General features: G+C 43.2%; 19 protein-coding genes. 4 read left to right on the top strand and 15 right to left on the bottom strand.

Translation table 11 applies throughout. The annotated features are described in order from the left end of the window. Positions 1-85: 85 nt before the first annotated feature. Entirely contained in the window at positions 86-1,201 is a 1,116-nt protein-coding gene (locus ACTWP7_RS01510) for an oxidoreductase (protein WP_443121742.1), read from the top strand. 433 nt (positions 1,202-1,634) lie between these two features. Here ACTWP7_RS01510 and ACTWP7_RS01505 read toward each other — a convergent pair whose 3' ends face one another. The 9 genes from ACTWP7_RS01505 to ACTWP7_RS01465 all read right to left on the bottom strand — a co-directional run bounded on the left by ACTWP7_RS01505 (position 1,635) and on the right by ACTWP7_RS01465 (position 9,742). Beyond that, positions 1,635-2,375 (bottom strand): PAS domain S-box protein, encoded by a 741-nt coding sequence (locus ACTWP7_RS01505; protein WP_443121741.1) that lies wholly within the window; start codon positions 2,373-2,375, stop codon positions 1,635-1,637. Between the two features lie 123 nt (positions 2,376-2,498). After that, a complete protein-coding gene (locus ACTWP7_RS01500) occupies positions 2,499-2,705 on the bottom strand; it encodes a DUF3006 family protein (protein ID WP_014642184.1) in 207 nt (68 codons plus the stop codon). Between the two features lie 168 nt (positions 2,706-2,873). Beyond that, positions 2,874-3,557, bottom strand: a complete 684-nt coding sequence (gene msrA / locus ACTWP7_RS01495; protein WP_443121740.1) for a peptide-methionine (S)-S-oxide reductase MsrA — start codon at positions 3,555-3,557, stop codon at positions 2,874-2,876. A gap of 78 nt (positions 3,558-3,635) precedes the next feature. Continuing rightward, a complete protein-coding gene (locus tag ACTWP7_RS01490) occupies positions 3,636-5,552 on the bottom strand; it encodes an endonuclease MutS2 (protein ID WP_443121739.1) in 1,917 nt (638 codons plus the stop codon). 490 nt (positions 5,553-6,042) lie between these two features. Next, entirely contained in the window at positions 6,043-6,600 is a 558-nt protein-coding gene (locus ACTWP7_RS01485) for an isochorismatase family cysteine hydrolase (protein WP_443121738.1), read from the bottom strand. A 10-nt stretch (positions 6,601-6,610) separates the two neighbouring features. Further along, positions 6,611-7,360, bottom strand: a complete 750-nt coding sequence (gene nadE / locus ACTWP7_RS01480) for an NAD(+) synthase (protein WP_443121737.1) — start codon at positions 7,358-7,360, stop codon at positions 6,611-6,613. A 192-nt stretch (positions 7,361-7,552) separates the two neighbouring features. Next, positions 7,553-8,677, bottom strand: coding sequence for an acyltransferase (locus tag ACTWP7_RS01475; RefSeq protein WP_443121736.1), 1,125 nt, complete (start codon positions 8,675-8,677; stop codon positions 7,553-7,555). A gap of 177 nt (positions 8,678-8,854) precedes the next feature. Beyond that, positions 8,855-9,583 carry an SDR family NAD(P)-dependent oxidoreductase gene (locus tag ACTWP7_RS01470; protein ID WP_443121735.1) on the bottom strand — a complete coding sequence of 243 codons (729 nt, stop codon included), beginning with the start codon at positions 9,581-9,583 and terminating at the stop codon, positions 8,855-8,857. Between the two features lie 24 nt (positions 9,584-9,607). After that, on the bottom strand, positions 9,608-9,742 hold the full coding sequence (locus tag ACTWP7_RS01465; RefSeq protein ID WP_014642177.1) for a hypothetical protein: 135 nt from the start codon (positions 9,740-9,742) through the stop codon (positions 9,608-9,610). 448 nt (positions 9,743-10,190) lie between these two features. On the opposite strand from ACTWP7_RS01465, the gene ACTWP7_RS01460 reads away from it, so the two are divergent. Both ACTWP7_RS01460 and ACTWP7_RS01455 read left to right on the top strand, forming a co-directional pair. Beyond that, positions 10,191-10,577, top strand: coding sequence for a sporulation protein (locus ACTWP7_RS01460; RefSeq protein ID WP_443121734.1), 387 nt, complete (start codon positions 10,191-10,193; stop codon positions 10,575-10,577). A 29-nt stretch (positions 10,578-10,606) separates the two neighbouring features. After that, positions 10,607-11,386 carry a TerC family protein gene (locus ACTWP7_RS01455; protein WP_443121733.1) on the top strand — a complete coding sequence of 260 codons (780 nt, stop codon included), beginning with the start codon at positions 10,607-10,609 and terminating at the stop codon, positions 11,384-11,386. Between the two features lie 90 nt (positions 11,387-11,476). Here the strand turns inward: ACTWP7_RS01455 and ACTWP7_RS01450 are convergent, their stop codons facing one another. From ACTWP7_RS01450 to ACTWP7_RS01425, 6 genes are all read right to left on the bottom strand, one after another. Further along, the gene (locus ACTWP7_RS01450) at positions 11,477-12,790 is read right to left on the bottom strand and encodes an aspartate aminotransferase family protein (RefSeq protein ID WP_443121732.1); all 1,314 of its coding nucleotides are present in this window, start codon (positions 12,788-12,790) and stop codon (positions 11,477-11,479) included. 46 nt (positions 12,791-12,836) lie between these two features. Next, positions 12,837-14,213, bottom strand: a complete 1,377-nt coding sequence (locus ACTWP7_RS01445) for a YjiH family protein (protein ID WP_443121731.1) — start codon at positions 14,211-14,213, stop codon at positions 12,837-12,839. A 986-nt stretch (positions 14,214-15,199) separates the two neighbouring features. Next, positions 15,200-16,351 carry a saccharopine dehydrogenase family protein gene (locus ACTWP7_RS01440; RefSeq protein WP_443121730.1) on the bottom strand — a complete coding sequence of 384 codons (1,152 nt, stop codon included), beginning with the start codon at positions 16,349-16,351 and terminating at the stop codon, positions 15,200-15,202. A 34-nt stretch (positions 16,352-16,385) separates the two neighbouring features. Further along, entirely contained in the window at positions 16,386-17,888 is a 1,503-nt protein-coding gene (locus ACTWP7_RS01435; protein ID WP_443121729.1) for an aldehyde dehydrogenase family protein, read from the bottom strand. 31 nt (positions 17,889-17,919) lie between these two features. Then, positions 17,920-19,575, bottom strand: coding sequence for a thiamine pyrophosphate-dependent enzyme (locus ACTWP7_RS01430; protein ID WP_443121728.1), 1,656 nt, complete (start codon positions 19,573-19,575; stop codon positions 17,920-17,922). After that, positions 19,565-20,749: an aminotransferase class I/II-fold pyridoxal phosphate-dependent enzyme gene (locus tag ACTWP7_RS01425; RefSeq protein WP_443121727.1), complete on the bottom strand. Its 1,185-nt coding sequence runs from the start codon at positions 20,747-20,749 to the stop codon at positions 19,565-19,567. The genes ACTWP7_RS01430 and ACTWP7_RS01425 overlap by 11 nt, the downstream gene beginning before the upstream one ends. Before the next feature lie 322 nt (positions 20,750-21,071). On the opposite strand from ACTWP7_RS01425, the gene ACTWP7_RS01420 reads away from it, so the two are divergent. Next, positions 21,072-22,259 (top strand): CaiB/BaiF CoA transferase family protein, encoded by a 1,188-nt coding sequence (locus tag ACTWP7_RS01420; RefSeq protein ID WP_443121870.1) that lies wholly within the window; start codon positions 21,072-21,074, stop codon positions 22,257-22,259.

Below are 22,259 nucleotides of genomic sequence, written 5' to 3'. Positions count from 1 at the left end.
AGCATATCAGGGAAGATAATCAGCAGACCCAGCTGTTTAAAAAATGTGTGTAGAGGTTATGAAATCCATGAAGGAGTTGAATAGTATGAAGGAACAACATCAACCATTGTTTGAAAGTAAAACCATAAATGACCGTACGTTTGCCAACCGCTATGTTGTAGCACCGATGACCCGTGTCAGTGCCGAGAATAATGGAATGCCAAATGATACGATGAAAAAATATTATGAACGCTTTGCTAAAGGTGGGTTCGGGACCGTCATTACGGAAGGAGTCTATCCTGATGAACGATTTTCGCAGGGATACCCTAATCAGCCCGGTCTCGCAAATGAAGCTCAACGCGATGCTTGGAAGCCAATTGTGAAAAGTGTCCAGGAACATGGAGCGCTTTTCATTGCGCAAATTATGCATGCAGGCGCACAATCACAGGAAAATCCATATGCTGAACACAATATCGGTCCATCCCAAGTAACTCCGAAAAATGATAAGCTTTCTTTCTATGGGGGAGAAGGTCCTTTTCCAGAACCGAAGCGAATGAGTCATGACGATATACAAACAGCTGTGGAATCCTTCGGCCGCTCTGCTGAACTCGCCAAAGAAGCAGGTTTCGATGGTGTAGAAATTCATGGAGCGAACGGCTATTTGATTGACCAGTTTTTAACTGATTATTTCAACCGTAGAGAAGATGAATTCGGTGGCGATACCCAAAACCGTCTCCGTTTTGCGCTTCAGGTTATTAAAGAAGTTCGTAAAAAAGTCGGAAAGGACTTTATCGTTGGAATTCGCATCTCTCAAGGGAAAGCCTCCGATGCCGATCACCGATGGGCGCTTGGAGAATCGGACGCCGATACCATTTTCAGCACCCTTGGAAGTGAATCTCTCGATTATATCCATGTTACAGATGAGGATGCTGAGAAACCTGGATTCGGTCAGGGCTCTATGTCCATGGCTGAAGCAGCTAAGAAGCACAGTGGTATTCCGGTGATTGCAAACGGTAAATTAGCTGATCCGGAAAAAGCCGTTTATATGCTGAACAACGGACATGCTGATTTTGTGAGTTTAGGTACCAGCGCGCTTCAAAATCCTGATGCGCCTAAGCGAATTAAACAGGAGAAAGCTCTGGAAGAATTTGATTTCGGTTCAATTATGCTCCCACAGGCTCACATTAAAGACCATGAATTAAACAAGCATATTATCGTATAACCCCAAAAAACCCCCGCCTCTGACCATTTATCTATTAAATGGAATGAGGCGGGGTTTTTTTATTTATAGAACATCGTAAAATCCCACTGGTAAAATTGCAGGAAAGCTCCCGTTTTTTGAAGACTTGATTTCGAGATGTATGTTGAACAGAAGGTCCTGCGGGAGAAGGAGCTAGGCGAGACCCCACAGGGAGTGTCACCGACCGAGGAGGCTCCTGAAAAAGAGGATCGACTAAAGTCGCCACGTCCTGTGGCAACGTCGATCGACTCTACGTCTTGTAGGGCCGCAGGAAAGCGAGTTGTTTCCGCAGCCAGCCCCTCTCTATATCAGCAACGGACCTAAGATATCTCGAAACTGAGTCTTCAACTAAACGGCCCTATTGTTTAATAAGCCGCTTTTTAAAATCAATAAAAGCTTTTAACGCAGTATCACATTAAAAGTTTGCTTTTAAGCCGGTGTCTAAAAAGTATTTAGTCGCCTGACGTATGTTCATAAAGGTTCGAACATCATTCAGCATAATGTTATTTTCTGTGAACTGTCTAACCACTTTAGGACGCATCCCTGCCAGAGCCACTTCAATCCCCAATAATTTCAAGCTATGCATTAAATCCCTAAGCAGCACCGTCCACTCCTGGTCAATTTCTGAGATGCCGGAAAACTGGATTACCAGTCGGGTTACGTTTTGTTCTTGGCATTGTACAGGGACTTTTTCCAGCAGAATCAAGCGCTGCTCTTCTCTTAAAATCGGCTGCAAAGGTAAAAGCGCGTAGCCCTTGGCGATTGTGACCACATTTGCCGTCATCTCCTCAATCATATGTATGAGATGCTTTTCTGTCTGGAATTGTTCTGTAATATCTATAATACGGCTTAACACGTACCATTCGCCCTCATGGATAAAACGCTTCGTCTTAAATTGGAGCATCATCTCTTTCCCGCGCCAATGAAATTCCATAGACTCTACTGTGATATCTTTTTCTCTTTCAATCGTATGTGTAATCACACGTTTGGACTGAGGTAAATTGGGATAAATATCGTGAATGTGCTCTCCGACAACCCGTTCTTCTTCTAATTGAAACATTTGAACATAGGCAGGATTAACGTACGTCACTTTGAATTCTTTGTTTAGAATCAATACACCTTCATCTAAAAGATCCATAGCATTTCGTAAGAGCACCTTCATTTCCCCCTCGGTGTGTATCTTACTTTTATTATGAAGGTATTAAGGAGAAAATCAAGAACATTCGACTTAATTTTCAGAAAAAATAAACCAGGGAGTGTCCCTGGTTTCTACAACGGCTTATGCCTTTTCCATTTTATCTACTTTAGATATAATTTCCACGTGCTTTAAGTTCCCAATATTGTCAAAATCGATCTTAATAAAATCTCCGGGTTTGGCGAACGCAATTAAACGCTCCTTTAATACAGATATTTCATTATTATGAGCATCCTCTTGAATCAGAATGGCATAAGCCCCTTCAAAGCGATCCAATTTGTAGTTGTTCACCTAATTCATCCCCTCTGTAATTTTGAAAAAATGGTGATAAGTACGTATATAAACCCTCTTTCCCTTCTAATTGTATGAATAAACTTGTCGAAATTTGGAAGAAGCTCATGGATAAAGGATTTCGGTTTGTATTTTATAACTCCCCTTGACCTGCAAGGGGAGTTCTTATCATTTCTTCGGTAAATCTAGTTCCCTATCGCTTCCCCATGTATCCTCCAGATAATCATCACGGCCAGAGTTGCCGCGGTAAAAATCATATCGGACCTTATTTTTCTTATAATAATCCTGGTGATACTCTTCAGCCCGGTAAAATTCCTCAGCCTGCTGAACAGGGGTCACAATTTCACTTTCGAAACGATCGGATTCCGCCAACTTCTGCTTGGATTCCATAGCTGCTTGTTTCTGTTCTTCATTATGATAAAAGATCCCTGTCGTGTATTGAAACCCGCGATCAACGAATTGCCCTTCATCATCGGTCGGATTAATCTGACGCCAAAATACTTGTAAGAGCTGTTCGTACGAAATCACTTCCGGGTCATAGTAGACCTGTACGGCTTCCACATGGCCGGTTCCACCGGATGAAACCTCTTTATAAGAAGGGTTTTTAGTATCGCCACCCGTGTAACCTGAGACAACCTCCTGAATGCCTTTCAATTTTTCAAAAGGCGGTTCCATGCACCAGAAACAGCCCCCTGCAAAGGTAGCAACCTGATAGCCTTCTGGAACCTGCTCCTGCGTTATAGCTTCACTTTCATAATTTCTTTTCGTCAAATAGGCATAAGCTTCTGGAATCGCAAAAATCCCAATGATCACGAGCACGCCGGCTATAATCAACCATTTTTTCCGCTTCATCTTGATGCCCACCTTTATATCTTTATTTACCTTCATCATAGCATGGGAACTCGATTACCTCCTAGAAATATGCAGGCCTCAATCTTCTTCCTCCAGGATCAGACCCTCCACATGTTTCCGATCCAGCTGCTTCCTGACTTTTCGGTACTCTTTAGACTTGAAGATAATATCGAAGTCGTAATCCTCTGGATATAAATCTTCAGCACGAATGTGGAGCTTAAGGCGTTTGTGATTGTAGGTGAACTTCTCTCCTTTCACCTGCACCACATAGTTGCCTGTTTGATCTGGACCTTTATATACAATGGCGGTTTCTCCTGTAGCCTGAATAATTACATTATCCCCCATTTGAAAATGCGGCTTTTCGGTCGCAGGCACCCGGGGAGTTTTCCCTCTTCTGTAACGATTTACGGCTGCCTGGCGTTTATATTCTGTTTCCTTTAATTTCTGATCACTAACTTGAAAATCTCCCTTCTGCTTATAAGTGATCGAGTACGCCTGGTTTAAAATCTCCGGGTGAAGACCTAATTTATGAGCAATATCAAAAGCCTGACTTCTCCCCGAGGTTCCAAGAAGCAGCCGGTAGGTTGGCTTAAGCGTTTCAAGGTCGAATTCCATAGCCCCATTCATAAATCCTGGCTTATGCCGGGCGTACTCCTTCATTTCACTATAATGTGTGGTCGCAAGGATGGTTGCCCCCTTTTCCGAGAGCTTATCGAGTATGGCTGTTGCAAGCCCCATCCCTTCTCCAGGATCTGTCCCTGATCCAATTTCATCTAGTAAAAGCAGCGAATGATCATTAGCCTCTCTCAAAATATCAATTAAGTTAACGAGTCTTGAACTAAAAGTACTTAAGTTCTCTTCAATGCTCTGCCCATCTCCAATATCCACAAATATCTGCTGAAAAACAGGTAGTACACTGCCTCTTTCTGCCGGAATCGGAAGACCGGACTGAGCCATCAGACAGAGCAGTCCCACCGTCTTCAGTGTTACCGTTTTCCCTCCTGTATTAGGTCCCGTAATGAGTAAAGCCTGGTCTTCTGAATTCATTTGGATACTTAATGGAACGGCCTTTTCCCCAAGCATTGGGTGTCTCGCCATGCTGATACGAAGCGTAAAGTCTTCGGAGAATTCCGGTGCTGTCCCGTTGATCATGCGGCTGTATTTCCCCTTGGCAAAAATAACATCATATTCATGCATGGTTTCCATTGCAAGATTTAACTCTGACTCGTGGTCCAGCACTTCTGCTGTCATTGTATAAAGAATCTGTTCCACTTCATGTTCTTCATTCATGCGCAGTAACTGCAACTCTTCCTGAAGATTGGCGAGCTCTTCTGGTTCAACAAAAAGGGTAGCTCCTGAAGCAGATTGATCGACAATGCCTCCTTTAATTTTGTTCCGGTTTTCTCTTTTAATCGGGAGAGTCCATCGTCCATCTTTCTCGACGGGTCTTGGTTCCTGCATGATCGTTTTATATTTTTTTGCCTGAGCCTCTGTCCTCTCCTTCAATCGGCTTTGCTTCGTTTGAATCTGTTTTCGGATCTTAGCTAAATTCTTAGAAGCATAATCATCCACCTGTCCGTGACGAATCACCTGATGGATATCCTCCTCCAGCCTGCTTAAGTCAGAAATAGAGGAAGCATACAGACTAATGGTCGGAGCAATAATCTCTTTATCCTGCATAAAACGCTTCAACTTTGTACAATGGTCCAAAAATGAAAGCAAAGCTGAAAATTGGTTCGCCCGAATAAACATCCCCTTCTTACCTTGTTCAAGCATATCCGTCACATCTTCCAGTGTGTGGATGGGTACATTTCCACTTGTGTTTAAAATAGCTACGGCCTCTTTCACCTCTTCATGCCAACGGTTCATGGCTTTTATATTACGTACTGGCCGTAAGGATTCAATTGATTCTTTTCCGGGCTTTGTAAAAGCAAGTTGGCTAACTGTTTTCAATATCTCAAAAAATTCTAAAGTCTTGTACGTGCGTTCGTTCATGGGTGACTCCTCCTCTTAAGGGTTCAATTTTCTATAATGGACTAGGGCAGATTTTCGGGTGGCAAAAGGGGGGCTGGAAAATCGAACCGTTTGCCCTGCACTCTTTCTCTGCCAATAAATAAAAAAAGCCACGGCAAGCAGATACGCTCGCCGTGGCTTGATTAGAACAGACCTCACTAATAAGTGAAGGCTCCTATTCCGCCAACAGAGAATATAAAAAAGCTATGACTGAATAAGCCAGTCATAGCTTCGTTTATATCCTCAACGTGCTACGCTTATGCTTGTTCTTAACTGTTCCTGAAAAATGGGTTTACAAACAAGACGTGTCAGATGCACGCCTTTTTCCCATTATTTCATCAGGACTCTATCCAATTACGGATTAGTTAAGAACAACCACACTCATAAATCATTCTCCTCTTATTGAAAGGATGTTTGTTGGCGGAACAGGTGTCTGCTCCTTTTTTTAATATATGTGCTGAAGAAGGAAATGTCAATCCTTAAAAATGGACTGGTACCTTTCTTCAGTGGTTGGTGCTGTACTCGTAAATAAGGAGCGCTCAATAATTTTGAGGGCATTTTCATTGCCTTCTGCTTTTTCTGAGGCCGTGCAATCTTCGGGAACCCACAAATTGTACTCACGCATGTACGCGTCATTTGCTGTGAATAAAACGCAGATATCTCCTGCAATTCCAGTTAAAATGAGGTTCTTCACACCTAATTGATTGAGCAGGATATCAAGCTGAGTTCCAAAAAAACCTGAATGCTTAGGCTTAATGATGAAGTAGTCATCTTCATCTGGAAGGATTTGATTAATAACAGATTCTCCCTGTCCTTTCCTGCATTCATCAATCAAGTCAGAAACATTATCCTGCCAAAGACCAAAGTTATCATTAACATAAATGACAGGTAAGCCTTCTTTTTGCATTTCTTTTTTAAAAGATTGTAGGTTTTCAACCATAGGCTTTGTATTCTCAAGAAGGTCTTCGCCTCCGCTAAAATCCATTTTATTGATCATATCAATGATAATGAGCGCTGTATCGTTTTTCATGTAACAAAACTCACTTTCCGTTGTATTTTTCCGGACCTGCTGGAATATGACGCTTATGCTCTGTTTTCTCATGCAGATCCTTCAGGAGTTTTTCATCCTCTGGGTCTATTTGTTCTCCGCGTAAGTAAGCATCTATCGTGTCATAGGAAAGACCAAGTTCTTCTTCATCGGACTGTCCTTCCCATAATTCTGCACTCGGCTTCTTATGAATAATGGCATCTGTTACGTTAAGTGCCTTGGCCATTTCCCTTACTTCTTCTTTTCTCATATTAATAAGAGGGACTAAGTCCACGCCACCGTCTCCGTACTTCGTAAAGTAACCTGTATAATCTTCGGGAGCATTATCTGTACCTACGACTAGATAATTATAATTATTAGCGACAGCATAAAGCGTGCTCATACGCAGGCGGGCCTGAAGATTCGCTCCACCCAATTGGGATTTATCACTATTCCAATCGCCTTTCTTTTCGAGTTCTTCCTGAATAGTTGAATACGTGGTTTCATAAGACGACGTTAGATTAATTCCTACATAATCAAGGTCAGCGCCTTCTACTACATTCAAAGCATCGGTCTGGTCTTTTACTTCCTTATTAATAGGAAGCAGTACACCTAAAGAGTTTTCGGGGAATGCTCGTTTTATTAAATACGAAACTACAGCTGAATCGATCCCCCCGCTAATACCTACAAGAACTCCATCCGCTCCTGCCTCTTTTACTTTACCTTGTAACCATTCCGTTAAATATTCGATTCTTTCCTTCATTCTAATTTCCCCCTTCGAAATTTACACTATATGGGTTCTGTTCCTTATTCCGATATAATATAAACCTTGTTTATGAATGGCGGTCAGGAAGAATAGAATCTTCATCAACTGGAGGGGGTAATGGAAGCACTTCCAGATTAAAAAAAGATGCACGCCCTGGAAAAAGCGTACATCTTTGAAAAAAACTTAAATTTACGTTCCAGTCCTTTTATTTTCCGGTGAAACTTTAGGAGTTTCCAAAAACGAAGGTGCTCTTCTTGGAAGTTTTCCAAATAGTAATCCAGGCCGTACAAAGTACTTATGAGTGAACCAGATGACCAAGTAACAAAGGACAATCGTGCTCACGTACCTGAGAAGAATAAACAGATGGAACCAATACCCTTCTGGCGCAGGAATGAACTGAGCCACGACTTTCAGGATAAAAGGATGTAGCAGATAAAATCCAAAAGAATACACAGCCACACGCTGCACATACGGAATAATGGCTGGCCATTTGTCACAGACAACTTCGGTCAATCGGAACAATATATAGCTCCCGCTCAGAATGTAGGAAAGGTTCATAATTAAATAAACATACCCCGGGAGGACGAACGTAGAAACCGTGTATAAATGATAGTGTAAGAACACGGTAGTCACACCGGCTGCCAGTGCAAAAATGGCCCACGCAACATTCGTTTTTCTATAGATGAGCGAGCGCTGTTCCTTATAATACGTACCGATCCAGGCTCCCAGCAAATAAGGTCCCAGAGAACTTAGGAAGATGGAAAACGGAATCAACTTGAACGTCTGGTCAAAGAAATAGTAGCCGATTTCTATAGCAATTCCAAATACCCACATATATTTTTTAAACACAGGAACTTTCTGCGCAACAAACAAAATAATAGGAAATACCAGATAAAATTGCACAATTAAGAATATAAAATGAAGCTGGTAAAAGGATTCTCCTTGGATTATTCTCCAGGTCATCTCTGCAAAATTAAGAGGAACCGCTCCAATATAAAGAGAGAAAGCTTCATAAAATAAGGCCCATAAAAGGTAGGGAACCACAATATAAAGCGCCCGCTTCTTATAATAATCTTTTAATTCCGGCACTGTCATTTTCTTATCTATATATTTATAGAAAAATACCATGGCTGTAATCATAATGAAGATACCAGCTTCTAATCGTATAATCCGATTGATAAAGTGATAGACTCCAAACTCCATACTACCTTCAGAAAAGACGGACTGGAAGATACCTGTAGTATGAACTAGTACAACCATCAGCATGGCAAACAGCCTTAAAAAATAGATAGATTCAATTCTATCTTTCTGCATAATGATCATCCTTATTATAATATAATTTCAATAAACCTAAGTTATCATACCATAGATGTACAGAATGCGTCTTTTTGTTACAAAAACTTAAACAATTCGTGATGTTATTTAAACAAACCTGCCTTTACCTGGCAGACTTGATAACTAAAAAATACATCACGATTTGCCCTCTATATCTCAAGAGGTACCAAGTGTCATGCCTCCATCTACCACGATTTCCGTCCCTGTGCAGTATGAACTTTCATTCGAAGCAAGAAAAGCTGCCACTCTGGCTATTTCTATAGGCTGCCCAATACGTCCCAAAGGGATATTTTGATAGGATTCTGGAACTCCTTGACCCTGAGTAGCCATCTCCGTTTCGATCCCGCCGGGATGAATCATATTGACTCTAATACCTTTTGGTCCTAATTCAATTGCCGCCGATTTAGACATGGCCACCACTGCCGCCTTAGTTGCGGCATAAGCTGAGGAACGGCTGATAGGAGCAAAAGACGAAATGGATAGGTTATTAATGATCGATCCCTTTTTCTGTTTTTCCATATAAGGAGTAACGGTTTGCATGCCGATGAATACTCCGAGCTGGTTTACATGAATTAACTGTTGATATTCTTCTATTGTGAGTTGACTGAAAGGTTTACGTATAAGGATTCCAGCATTATTAATAAGAGTATCGATTCGGCCGAATTTTTTAATGACCAGACTGACTGCTTCTTTCCATTCTTCTTCACTTGTAACATCCAACTTTACTGGAAAAGCCTTTTCATTTCCGATTTCTTCAGCTGTTTCCATTGCTTGAGAATAATCCCGGGCGGCAACCACCACACGGCTCCCCAGTTCAGCCATCGCTTTCCCCTGTCCTCGATTAGCCCCGGTAACAAGGATTATTTGATTTGTTATATCGGGCATATTTCATTCTCCTAACTAATTATTTTACGGATAGTCGCCTGAAGGATCACTGGTAATTTTGCCGTAGTGATTCTCATAGGCATGCCTCATCGATTTTGCTTCCACAATACTTAGGCTGTCTTCTGGATTGATAATTAAAACGTACCTTTTCAACGGCATCCCTTCATCCTCCAGGGTCTCACCAGTCTATCCTTATCTGCAGCAGTGGCGCAACTGCCAATACTGTCCTTGCCAACCGTTCCTCAGATAAATTCAGGCGCGTCCGATGAGAGAATTTTCAAAATATAAATTGACAGAGTTGGAAAAATATAATAATATAGAGTTACAGTTAGAGAGTAAAGACTGTGCTCATAAGGAGCTTATAATACTCCAAAGGGGAGTAGCTTACAGTTATGTCGACAATACGTGATGATCCATCACCGGCTTAACTGGCAACATATTGTTGTTTGCGAGACCTTTGCCAATTTGGTAAAGGTGTGTATTTGTTATTTCAAAACCTTTACCAGACTCATGGTAAAGGTTTTTTAGTGTCTAAAAAGAGAAGGAGTACCGCCAATGAAAGACGAATGCAGAATCAATCCATCAAAACCTGAGGAGGTTCTAGATCGTGATCCATTCATTATTAAATTTATTTAAAATCGGTTCCCCGAAAGTAGATTTAGTGCTGCAATCTCATCAGATTGTACCAGGAGCCATCGTAAAGGGCTCTTTCCACATTTATGGCGGATGGCTGCCGCAAAAAATTAAACGACTGGAATGCGATTTTGTAAAAGAAACGAAAGGCCGGAAAACCGAAGTAATTGCCCCAGCCGCTACCGTGTTAATGTCTCAGACAATGGAACCAAAAGGAATGCGTGAAGTTCCCTTTCACTATCAAATTCCGGAAGATCTTCCTCCTACAACGAACGCAGAAACGTATCGCTTAAAAACAAAAATTGTTTTTACCGATGATGTGAAAAGTTTTGACCACGACGAACTTGTCGTTTTGAATTAAACCATAACAAATTAAAGAGGAGAAAATGAATGGACATTTCATTATTGATGGAATACGGCTGGGTCTTATTAATTCTAATTGGTCTTGAGGGAATTTTGGCAGCAGACAACGCCCTTGTCATTGCTACTATGGTAAAACACCTTCCGGAAAAGCAGCGGAAAAAGGCTTTGTTTTATGGTCTAGGCGGAGCTTTCGTTTTCCGATTTGCCTCCCTGTTTGTCATCTCCTACCTGGTCCAAATTTGGCAGGTTCAAGCTATTGGTGCTTTGTATTTAATTGGAATAGCTGCTTACCATTTGTTGAAAAAACATGTATTGAAACCAAAATTGAAAAAATCACACTCCACAAGCAAAAGCTCAAGCTTCTGGATGACCGTTGTTAAAGTCGAACTTGCTGATATTGCGTTCGCTGTTGATTCCATCCTTGCTGCTGTAGCTTTGGCCGTGATGCTCCCTACTACCAGCCTCCCTCAGATCGGTGGTTTGGACGGCGGACACTTTGCCGTTATTCTTGCCGGCGGTATAATCGGCCTGATCATCATGCGTTTCGCTGCTAGATATTTTGTAATTCTTCTCGACAAGCGCCCTGGTCTTGAGACAGCTGCTTACCTTATTGTCGGTTGGGTAGGTGTGAAGCTCGCTGTCTATACACTCGACCACCCAGAAGTCGCACTATTAGCGGACGGTTTTGCTAAAAGCCTGACATGGAAACTTATCTTCTGGTCTGTTCTCCTCACTATCGGTGCCGGCGGCTGGTTCCTATCTAAGGAAAAAACAGAACCCGTAGCAAAAGTAGAAACGGCGCTTTAAAAATAGACGAAGTAAAACGCAGTTTTGGGTTATTCATAAAAGTTTTACACTAATAAAGACGAGAGATCAACAACGATCTCTCGTCTTTTTCTAATACACCGTTATTTCTTCTTCATAAGCCGTTAAAGCTTCATCAAACATCTTCAGACCCTCGTCAATCTGTTCTTTACTTATCGTTAATGGAGGTATCATTCGAATGATTTCCGTCTGATTGCCGCCAAAGTAAAAGAGAACCCCATTTTCAAGAGCCTTGTCCAGAACGTTAAATAAGCCTTCACTATTGGGTTTTCCAGTAACAGGATCCACGATTTCAATACCGATCATAAGACCGACTGACCGTATGCGTCCGATTGATGGATGCCGGCCTTTTATCTCATGCAGCTTCTCAGCAGCATAGGCTCCAGCTTCTTTTGTATTTTCAAGCAGATTCTCTTCCTGTATCACATCCAAAACCGCATTGGCTGCAGAACAGGCGATTGGATTTCCACCGAAAGTTGTGGCATGACTTCCCAACGGCCACTGCTTCATCAGTGCATTTGGAGCAACCGTTGCACTGAGCGGCATTCCATTAGCAATGCCTTTCGCAATCGCCATGATATCCGGTGTCACATCAAAGGTTTGGGAGGCAAACCATTCACCTGTCCGTCCGAATCCTGTCTGAACCTCATCAAAAATGAGTAATAAACCATAATAGTCGCATAGTTCGCGGACCTTTTGTAGCCAGGCTTTTGGCGGGACGATATAGCCGCCTTCTCCAAGTACAGGTTCAACTAAAACAGCTGCTACCTCATCAGATGTCACTTGGTGGGCAAACAATCGCTCGAAATCCTTTTCTAATTGCTGCACTACATACTGCTCTGGCTCCGTGCCTTCAGGGGCATCCTCCACCTGGGCGTATGGAATCTGATAAGATCCGGTCGGATTCAGAAACTTGCGATATTTACTTTTTGAACTTGTGACACTTAGGGCTCCCATTGAACGCCCGTGAAAACCGCCGATAAATGATACAATGTAAGGCCGTTCCGTCACATGCTTTGCTAGCTTGATAGCTCCTTCAATGGCTTCTGCTCCGCTATTTCCAAAAAAGAAGCAATCGAGATCCCCGGGCATGATTTCAGCCAGACGGTCTGCAAGTTTCAAAATTGATTCATAAATAATAACTCCAGATGGTCCGTGCCCTAGCTGATCTGCTCCTTCCTTAATCGCCTCAACCACTTTGGGATGCCGATGTCCAACATTGGTGGTGGCAATTCCCGAAGTAAAATCAAGATACGTCCTGCCATCTACACCGTAATAATAGCACCCTTCTTCTTTAAGTACTGGCAAGTTCGGGTGGTCCTTAGCCATGCTCGGCGCCAGCCGGTTTGACATATTTTCAACAAGATGATTCCAGTCGTTCCCCATTAAAAACTACCTCCATTAAAAAACTCTCTCTATAATAGCACGCGGTTCAGAAGAATAATAGATGAGCCATCAAAGCTGCGATGGGCAGCGTAATAACGGTTCTCTGTAAAAAGATAATGAACAATTCTCCAATGTTCAAAGGAATTTTCGATTTAATTAATAGAATACCAATCTCAGACATATACACTAATTGTGTCAGAGACATGACTCCGATGATAAAGCGGGTCAACTCTGATTCAATTCCCGATCCGATAACAGCTGGCAGGAACATGTCCGCAAATCCGACAATCATTGCCGGAGCAGCCGCTTGAGCCTCTGGTATTTGCAGTACGTTCAAAAATGGAATAAATGGATAAGATAAGAACGTGAAAATCGGCGTAAATTCAGCGACCATAAGAGCAATCGTCCCAAGTGCCATAACCAGAGGAATAAGACCGAGCCAAATATCGGCGACATTGAAAATTCCTCTATTGATTACACTACGAGCGCTTTTTACCTGGTCGGCCTTGCTTACAGCCTGTTGAACCGCCCATTGGAAGCTTGAATATCCTGAAGGGACGGCCTCATCAATTTGCTTTCCTGCCGGCCCATAGTACGTACTCTTCTTCCGAGAAAGCGGTGGAAGACGCGGACAGATCACCGCTGCTACAATACCGCATACGGCTACCGTGAAATAAAACTGGACGAACATATGGTCAATTCCTATGAATCTTGCAATAACTAAACTGAAGGCGATTGATGCAATGGAAAAGTTAGTCGCAACAACAGCCGCTTCCCGTTTAGAGTAATAGCCCCCTTCGTACTGCTGAGTAGTCAGCAACACTCCAACCGTTCCACTGCCCATCCATGAAGCTAAAGCATCGACGGAGGAACGGCCAGGAAGTTTGAATAATGGATGCATAACCTTTCGTACCATCGTCCCAATGAAATCCATTAATCCAAATTCCAATAACAACGGCATGAACAAGCTGGCAAATAAAAACCAGACCATTAGTACTGGAATGAGATCAAATAACACAACGTGACCAGTTAATTCAGAAGACACCACTTCAGGTCCTGCACCAGTGAGTGTCAGGGTTGCAAAGACAGCTCCCAGTAAACGCAGCACAATCCAGAATAAGCCAACATCAAATAATCTTGCAATAAATGTATGATTGCGAATTGCGGGCTGGCTGATTCCTTTGATTGCAATAGCGCCGACAGCTGAAATCCAAAGTACACTTGTCATAAATAAAGGAATGTAATCAGAAATAGCGGCCTGCAGCCCATCGGCCATTACCCCAAGTCCAATCGTGACCGTGCCATCTACTGAGATGGGCACGAGGAACAATAGCCCCCCTATGATAGACGGGATTAAGAATTTAAATAATTGTTTGGCTGTATATTTCTTTTCCATCTGTAGTTCTTGCTTTTCTAACTCCATCTTCCTTCCTCCACTTCTGAATATGAATGCATATTTTTTCGAATTTTAAGGTTATATATCCTTTTCAATTTGTTAATCATACATTTTATTGCATATTGATTCAATGGTTTTTAAGAAGAAACTTACTCCTCTGTTTCAATTTCTAATAACCACATCCATATTAAGGAATAAATATACATAATCATCTAATTTTCTATAATGATCATACCAAACGCTTTTGAATAGTTCCCATCACTTCTATTCCACTAAAGGACGGATTGTGTAAGACTCAGTTTCGAGATATTTTGGGTCCGTTACGATATGAGGTGGGGGCTGGTGGGGAAATAAGTCGTCTTGTTCCATCACCCAGACACTCGAGACATAAGCCGTTCATCAACGGACGGAAAAACCACCATCCTTTTGATGCTCGGCTTATGCTGGTCGTGTCTTTCGGGGTGATGCCACATTTGAACACTTTCCTATGGGGGAACGGTGAGCTTCCTCGCTCGTTTCACTCCCTGCGGGATCTCACCTAGTCCCTTCTCCCATGGGAGTCTCGCCATTTCCCCACCAACCCAGCCGAGTGAGAATAACGGACGCTATTATAAGAGAGAATGCTCTCCTTCTTAATCGATCCTAAATGCTTTTATGACAGGCCATTTCACATCGTTATAGCATGAAAATAGCCTCATGATTACATGCTTTTTTCTCATCACCCCGTCGATGTCTTAAATGGTTTCGAGTTTCTTATTCGGCCAGGTCCGTAGGGGGACGATGAAGACTCCTGTGGGATGAACATGATCGGTAAGATCCCGGAAGGCGAAGCCCGAGGAAGCTTACCACATGCCCACGGAAAGCGAAATCGTCCCCCGCAGGACCTTCCGCTCCACCAATGTCTCGAAACTGAGTCTTAAACAAACGGGAGATTTTCTGTAAATATTGTTAAGGGGGAGATTTGGTAAGCTCTCCATAAAAAATAGAAGCTGCGTTTAGCAGCTTCTAACAATTTAAGTAATTTGTTTTTCCGTAATGACGACTCCTCTTTTTCCCATCTCTTTAATATAAAGATCGCCCGGAACTATTTGCTCAGGAGGACACACACCTTTTTTAGTGATGGCCTGACTGCCGATCATCTGAGCGACTACTGATATCGTGTTGGCCGTAGCTCGTGCCATGGCCGTCACATTGGTGATCCGATCCTTATAGGTGACCATTTCATATTGGTAGGCGGCCTGTTTCCCACCCTTTTCCCCGCCCACGTTTACTCGCAGAAGGACCGCATCCTCTTTATTCTTTAAGCTAACAATTGGGTCAATCGTCTTTAACAGCACTTCTCTGGTTTTAATCTTCACACCACCGACCTCAACTTCGCTGTCATTATGCGTTAAATTCAAGTCGACCAGCAGCTTCATCTTTTCCGCGTGGCCCGGATACCGGATGGTTTTGTATTCCAGCGTACGAACCTTTGGATAGGACTTAACCAATGTAGATGTTCCCCCGGACGTATGGAACGCTTCAAGCGGACCATAACGTTCAAAATAGATAGGTTCTATTTCCGAAAGGGAGGAGACTTCCTCAAGCTTGCCGTTTCGAATAATGGTAGATGGATCTGTATAATGATCAAGCAGACCTTCCATTGAGAAAACGTGATTGTATTCCAAAGGAGGTTCTGGCTGGACAGGTATGCCTCCCACAAACAGGCGCAGGGAATCCAGCTTGTCCAGTTTACTAACTCCATAGCCTGATAGAATATTAATCATTCCAGGAGCTACCCCTAGATCAGGAATAATGGTGACTCCTGCGGCCTGGGCTTTTTCATCCAGCTCCAACACTTTATCCGTGATATGACCGATATGCCCGCCAAGATCTACGGAACTTACACCTACTCCTATGGCTGTTCTGGCAACCATCTCATTGAATGAATAGAATAAAGCATTAATGACGACATCATAAGATTTCATAAAAGCAGCCAGTTCAGCAGCGTCTCCTGCATCCACTTTATAAGCGTGAATGTTAGGAGAGTTTATGCTCTGACATACCTTCTCCGCTCGAGATAAATCAATATCAGCGAGTCCCACGTGCTCGACTCCTGGACTATGGACTAAATCCCTTGCTGCTTCTTTACCCATTAGACCAGATCCAAGTACTGCTACTTTCATCATCCGTCCTCCTCTTCCCTCATGACCATACAATCTACTCCACGTCGATTTGAGCACGCTGTAATTTACCGCTGAAATCCACATACACGGATTTCCATTCCGTAAACACATCTAAAGCGGCAAGACCGGAATCACGGTGCCCATTGCCCGTTCCTTTTGTTCCTCCAAAAGGAAGATGAATCTCTGCGCCTGTTGTCCCTGCATTTACATACACAATTCCTGTGTCCAGATCGCGCTGGGCTGCAAAAACCTTATTGATATCCTTCGTAAAGATAGAACTCGAGAGGCCAAACTCCACGCCGTTATTGATCTCAACAGCTTCTTCGAGACTCTTTACTGGAATCAGGGAAACGACCGGTCCAAAGATTTCTTCCTGAGCGATACGCATATCGGCTTTCACATCTGTGAATAGTGTAGGGGCGAAGTAATGACCTTTTTTATGTTCTCCGTTCTCCAGTACATAACCGCCCGCAAGCAGCTTGGCCCCTTCTGCATTCCCTACTCGAATATAACTTTTTATTTTTTCAAGTCCTTTTTGATTAATAATCGGACCTACCTTGATCGATTCATCTAATCCATTACCTATGGTCAGTTTAGCCATTTCGTACATCAGCCGTTCTTCTAATTGATCCTTTAAGCTTTCGTGAACCAATACGCGGCTGCAGGCGGTACAACGCTGCCCGCTCGTTCCAAATGCGCTCCACAAAATACCCTCTACGGCTAGTGAAAGATCAGCATCATCCATCACAATGACCGCGTTTTTGCCTCCCATTTCGAGTGAGACTTTTTTCAGTTTCTGACCGCACTTAGAAGCAATTCCACGTCCCACTTCATTAGAACCAGTAAACGAGATGACCCGTATATCATTTTCTTCAAGCATAGCTTCCCCGACGGAAGAACCTGAACCGAATACGACATTGATGACCCCTTTAGGAAGACCTGCTTCTTCAAATATTTTAGCTAATTCAAAAGCCATGACCGGTGTTTCGGAGGCGGGCTTCCATACAACCGCATTCCCTGCGACGATGGCGGGAAACGATTTCCAAGTCGCTATGGCTATTGGAAAATTCCATGGTGTAATTATTCCGATCACTCCCACAGGGGCGCGTACACTCATAGCGAATTTGTCCTTCAGTTCGGATGGAGTGGTCTGGCCGAATAACCTTCGTCCTTCCCCAGCCATATAGAAAGCCATATCGATCCCTTCCTGCACTTCTCCGCGTGCTTCTTCCAGCACCTTTCCATTTTCCATCGTCAGCCAGCGAGACAAGTACTCTTTTCTTTCTTTCATAATTAAACCTACACGGTAAAGTACTTCCGCACGCTGAGGAGCAGGAACAAGCGCCCAGTCCTTTTGAGCTTTCTTGGCAGCCTCTACAGCGGAAGCTACTTCTTCTTTACCAGACAATGGCACTTGCACCAGCGTTTCAAGCGTAGCCGGATTGGTTACATCCGTATACGCACCATTACCAGGTTCCAGCCATTCCCCATTAATGAAATTCTGAAGTTTTTCTTCTTGGTTCAACTTTTGACTCACAGGTAATCTCCTCCTCGAACTAACTTTAACTTTAATCTGCAGCTCGCTGCCTTATTTGTTGAATTGTTGAAGACACAGATATCTGTTCTGCATCACTTTCTATTTCAATGAGAGCCGGCTCCTGGCACTCCAGGGCTCCCAGTAAGGCTTGTTCAAACTCGTCAGGATTCTTAACGTAGAAACCCATCGCACCTAACTGAACAGCCATATCCGCAAAAGGCACCTTGCCAAGATCCGTTCCAATCGTTTTAAATGGGTACCGCATTTCCTGGTGCATACGGATCGTTCCATACATACAATTGTTAAATACAATACTAATGACCGGAATGTTATATCTTACAGCGGTCTCAAGCTCCTGCATGGTCATAAGGAACCCTCCATCTCCAGACAGAGAAACGACCGTACGCTTCGGATGAGCTAACTTGGCTCCGAGAGCCGCCGGCAAACCATATCCCATGGCTCCGGATGTAGGGCCAATATACGTTTTCTTATAGTTGAACTGGTAGTATTTATGAAGCCATCCAGCAAAGTTCCCGGCATCATTCGTAAGAATCGAATCATTAGGCAAATGTTCTTGAAGAAGTGCAATGATCCGCTGATTACTATTGTTATGAACCGATAGACTCAGCGAAGATTGATAGATTTCTCTTCTCTTTGTCGTCCAATTCTTCCAATTTGGAACAGCACTTAAAGTTAAAAGCGCTTTTAACCCTTCTTTCGCATCGGCTACAATTCCCACATCAGGTGCATACACTTTCCCCAGGGTTTCAACATTTATATCCATATGGATCAAGGTCTGACCCTTATTGAATATCGTATAATCCTGGGTGGTAATCTCTGATAACCGTGTACCTACTGAAAGGATGAAATCTGCTTCCTTCACCGTCTGCACGATAGATTTTCCCGTTCCTAAACCGAGATGACCGGCATACAGCCTGTGGTTATTTGGAAAAACATCCTGTCTCCGAAAGGCCGCCATCACCGGCATATCATATTTCTCTGCAAATTGAACGAGCGTGTCTTCTGCGCCTGCTATTTTCACTCCGCCACCTGCAATAATGAGAGGACGCTCTGCTTTTTGCATATACGCTTCTACAAGCTTAATTTCTTTTCCGGATGGAGCAGGACAGGGCCTGACCGTTGGATTTTGAAACTCCATGGTTGCTTCTTTTGTTAGTAGATCTTCCGGTAAAGAAATGACCACAGGGCCCGGCCTTCCGGTTTGTGCGATCCGAAAAGCCCGCTGAACCAATTCAGGAATGCGGACAGGGTTATCGATTTCAACCGTCCATTTCGTAATCGAACTAAAGAAGTGAGCCAGATCAATTTCCTGGAACCCTTCTCTCCCTCTGAAGCTGCTATGAACTTGTCCTAAAAAAACGACTAAGGGAGTGGAATCCTGATAAGCTGTGTGCACCCCAATCGCAAGATTCGATCCGCCCACCCCTCTTGTAGCCATTACAACACCAGGCTTACCCGTAGCTTTTGCGTAACCTTCAGCCATAAAGGAAGCTCCGCCCTCATGCCGTGCAGATACAAGCTTCATAGAGTGTTCATTAAGAATAGCGTCCATGACTGGGAGATAGCTTTCTCCTGGTACACAAAACACTTTCTCGATGGCTTCTATTTTCATGCATTCTATAATTGCCCTGGCACTTGTCATCATTGGCGATTCCTTATGGACCATTCGTATGCTCTCCTGCCTTCATAATTTTCATACGATTAACCGCTTCCTGCAGACGCTCTTCAGGGACGGATAAGGAAATCCTGAAATACCCCTCTCCTTTCTTTCCGAAAGCTGTTCCTGGTGTTAAAATCACTCCGGCCTCATCCAGTACTTTTTCAACGTACCCTTGCGATGTATAACCCTTTGGAACTGGTGCCCAAATAAAAAAGGTGCCTCTTGGACGATCTGCATGTATGTCCATTTCCGATAAACCAGTTAGCATCCGGTCCATACGCTTTTCATAAATCCTGTTATTCTCTTTCACTGTTGAGAAGTCACTGTTTAAAGCAGCCGCTCCTGCTTTTTGAATAGGCAGAAACTGACTGGTATCAGTGTTACTTTTCATTACAGCTAAGGCTTGTATCAATTCTTTATTACCTACCGCATATCCAATTCTCCACCCAGTCATATTAAAACTTTTCGATAAAGAACCAAACTCCACCGCCGTCTCTTTCGAACCTGGTATCTGCAGAATACTGGGAGCCTTATAACCAGAGAACGTTACTAAATCATAAGCAGCATCGTGAGCTACACAGAGATTATGCTGCTTCGCAAATGCCACAGCTTTCTCAAAAGTCTCCATCTCTACCGTTGCCCCGGTTGGATTCCCTGGATAATTTAGAATCATCAGCTTTGCTTTCTCCACGTCTTCTTCTACCAGCAATTGATAATCAGGTACATACCCATTCTGTCTGTCCAATGGATAAGGAAGCGCCGCTCCGTAAGCAAGATGGACAGCTGATTGATAAACAGGGTAGCCTGGATCAGGAATCAGCACCCCGTCCCCCGGATCAATGACCGCCCGAATTAAATGAGCGATTCCTTCCTTTGAACCAATTAAGGCAAGCACCTCTGTCTCCGGGTCGAGGTCAACATCATAATGCTTCTTGTAAAAGGAAGCGACCGACTGCTTAAATTCCTCGCATCCGCCGTAAGGGGCATATTTATGATTGTCAGGATTGGCCGCTTCTACAGTTAAACGATCGATAATAAAGGACGGAGCCGGCAAATCCGGAGCTCCTATTCCTAAATCAATAACGTCTATCCCCTGCTGTTTTAATTTCTTCTTTTTCTCATGAAAGATGGAAAATAAATAAGGAGGCAGACTTTTCACCTGTCTTGAACCAAATTCCATTGTAAAACCCCCAAGTCACTGTCAAGTAATCTTAATTTCTAAGATGTAAATGAATGGGCCGCTTCTGAGACCTGTCCTGCTTTTCTCAGATTTGTCCCACTGCTCTATCCTATTACGATAGAAATTATTTCATGATAGGCATTTATTCATTGATTAAAAATGAATGAGGTATTCATATCCACCGTACCCTTGGAATAAGATGAAGTGTAACCCTTTTAGGACAGACCCTATTACGATCAAGACCATCGTTCCCAAGCCAGTTGGATTCATACTTCGTATGGGTTCTTCTGGTTTTTTACTTGTTAGAAAGGAAGTGATCCATTTGGCTGGGGCTCTTGAAGGAATTCGTGTACTTGATTTGACTCGGGTGCTTGCTGGTCCTTATTGTTCGATGATTCTTGGAGATTTAGGGGCAGACGTTATTAAAGTGGAGGCCCCTGGAGGAAGTGATGATACTCGGAAGTGGGGGCCGCCGTTCCAGGAAGGAGTCAGCGCTTATTATGCATGTGCCAATCGTAATAAAAAGAGTCTTACCATCAATTTAAAGACCGAGAAAGGAACGAACATCATTCGTCAGCTAGTATCTGAGAGTGATGTTATCCTTCATAATTTTAAAACTGGAACCATGGAGCGCCTTGGGTTGGGGTATGATCAGCTAAAAAAAGTGAATGAAGGAATTGTGTACTGTTCGATCACTGGTTTTGGTGAAACTGGTCCATATAAACACCTCCCAGGGTACGATTTCATCATTCAAGCCATGAGCGGACTGATGAGCATTACAGGAAACGAAGAATCCGGTCCTCAGAAAACGGGTGTTGCGATCACGGACATCTTAACGGGGTTGTATGCCTGTATCGGCATTCAGGCTGCTTTACTCGAGCGTTCTCATTCAGGGTATGGCCAGCAGCTCGATTTATCTTTATACGATGCGGCTGTCAGTTCACTTGTTAATATAGGAAGCAATTATTTAATGTCCGGTGAAATTCCAGGAAGACTCGGGAATCATCATGCCAATATCGTCCCTTATCAAACTTTTCAAACCATGGACGGGGATATGGTTGTTGCAGTCGGAAATGACATTCAATTTGCTTCTCTCTGTCAGATCATCCAAAAACCCGAGCTGGCTGCAGATATTCGCTTTCGCACGAATCCAGATCGAGTCGCCCATCGACAGGAGCTTGTTCCAATCTTACAAAAAGGATTCCTCGAGAAACCAACAGGTTATTGGAAGGAAAAGTGTCAAGGAGCCAATATCCCATTTGGCCCTATCCATACGCTGGATGACTTATTTCTCGACCCACAGCTTAAAGAAAGAGAGATGTTTCTAAAAGCCGAGCATCCTAAAGCCGGCCCGATAAAAATGATCGGAAGTCCGTTGAAACTGTCCCGATCCAAGGTAAAACTAAAGCGCCACCCACCTGAACCCGGAGAACATACGGACGAAATTCTTAAGTCCCTGGGGTATAAGAAGAAGGAAATTGAAGAACTGCGAAAAATGAGTGTTATTTAA

Origin of the sequence: Halobacillus sp. B29 (assembly GCF_052246755.1) — a bacterium.
Classification (GTDB): Bacteria; Bacillota; Bacilli; order Bacillales; family Halobacillaceae; genus Halobacillus; species Halobacillus halophilus.
This window is presented reverse-complemented; position numbering and strand designations above follow the sequence as displayed.

Bases quoted from the DNA above. Each gene is read 5' to 3' on its own strand.
- ACTWP7_RS01485 (WP_443121738.1), bottom strand. From the start codon at position 6,600: ATGAAAAACGATACAGCGCTCATTATCATTGATATGATCAATAAAATG.
- ACTWP7_RS01455 (WP_443121733.1), top strand. From the start codon at position 10,607: ATGGACATTTCATTATTGATGGAATACGGCTGGGTCTTATTAATTCTA.
- ACTWP7_RS01445 (WP_443121731.1), bottom strand. From the start codon at position 14,213: ATGGAGTTAGAAAAGCAAGAACTACAGATGGAAAAGAAATATACAGCC.
- ACTWP7_RS01450 (WP_443121732.1), bottom strand. From the start codon at position 12,790: ATGGGGAACGACTGGAATCATCTTGTTGAAAATATGTCAAACCGGCTG.
- ACTWP7_RS01470 (WP_443121735.1), bottom strand. From the start codon at position 9,583: ATGCCCGATATAACAAATCAAATAATCCTTGTTACCGGGGCTAATCGA.
- msrA (WP_443121740.1), bottom strand. From the start codon at position 3,557: ATGAAGCGGAAAAAATGGTTGATTATAGCCGGCGTGCTCGTGATCATT.
- nadE (WP_443121737.1), bottom strand. From the start codon at position 7,360: ATGAAGGAAAGAATCGAATATTTAACGGAATGGTTACAAGGTAAAGTA.
- ACTWP7_RS01490 (WP_443121739.1), bottom strand. From the start codon at position 5,552: ATGAACGAACGCACGTACAAGACTTTAGAATTTTTTGAGATATTGAAA.
- ACTWP7_RS01465 (WP_014642177.1), bottom strand. From the start codon at position 9,742: ATGCCGTTGAAAAGGTACGTTTTAATTATCAATCCAGAAGACAGCCTA.
- ACTWP7_RS01510 (WP_443121742.1), top strand. From the start codon at position 86: ATGAAGGAACAACATCAACCATTGTTTGAAAGTAAAACCATAAATGAC.
- ACTWP7_RS01440 (WP_443121730.1), bottom strand. From the start codon at position 16,351: ATGAAAGTAGCAGTACTTGGATCTGGTCTAATGGGTAAAGAAGCAGCA.
- ACTWP7_RS01425 (WP_443121727.1), bottom strand. From the start codon at position 20,749: ATGGAATTTGGTTCAAGACAGGTGAAAAGTCTGCCTCCTTATTTATTT.
- ACTWP7_RS01430 (WP_443121728.1), bottom strand. From the start codon at position 19,575: ATGGTCCATAAGGAATCGCCAATGATGACAAGTGCCAGGGCAATTATA.
- ACTWP7_RS01475 (WP_443121736.1), bottom strand. From the start codon at position 8,677: ATGCAGAAAGATAGAATTGAATCTATCTATTTTTTAAGGCTGTTTGCC.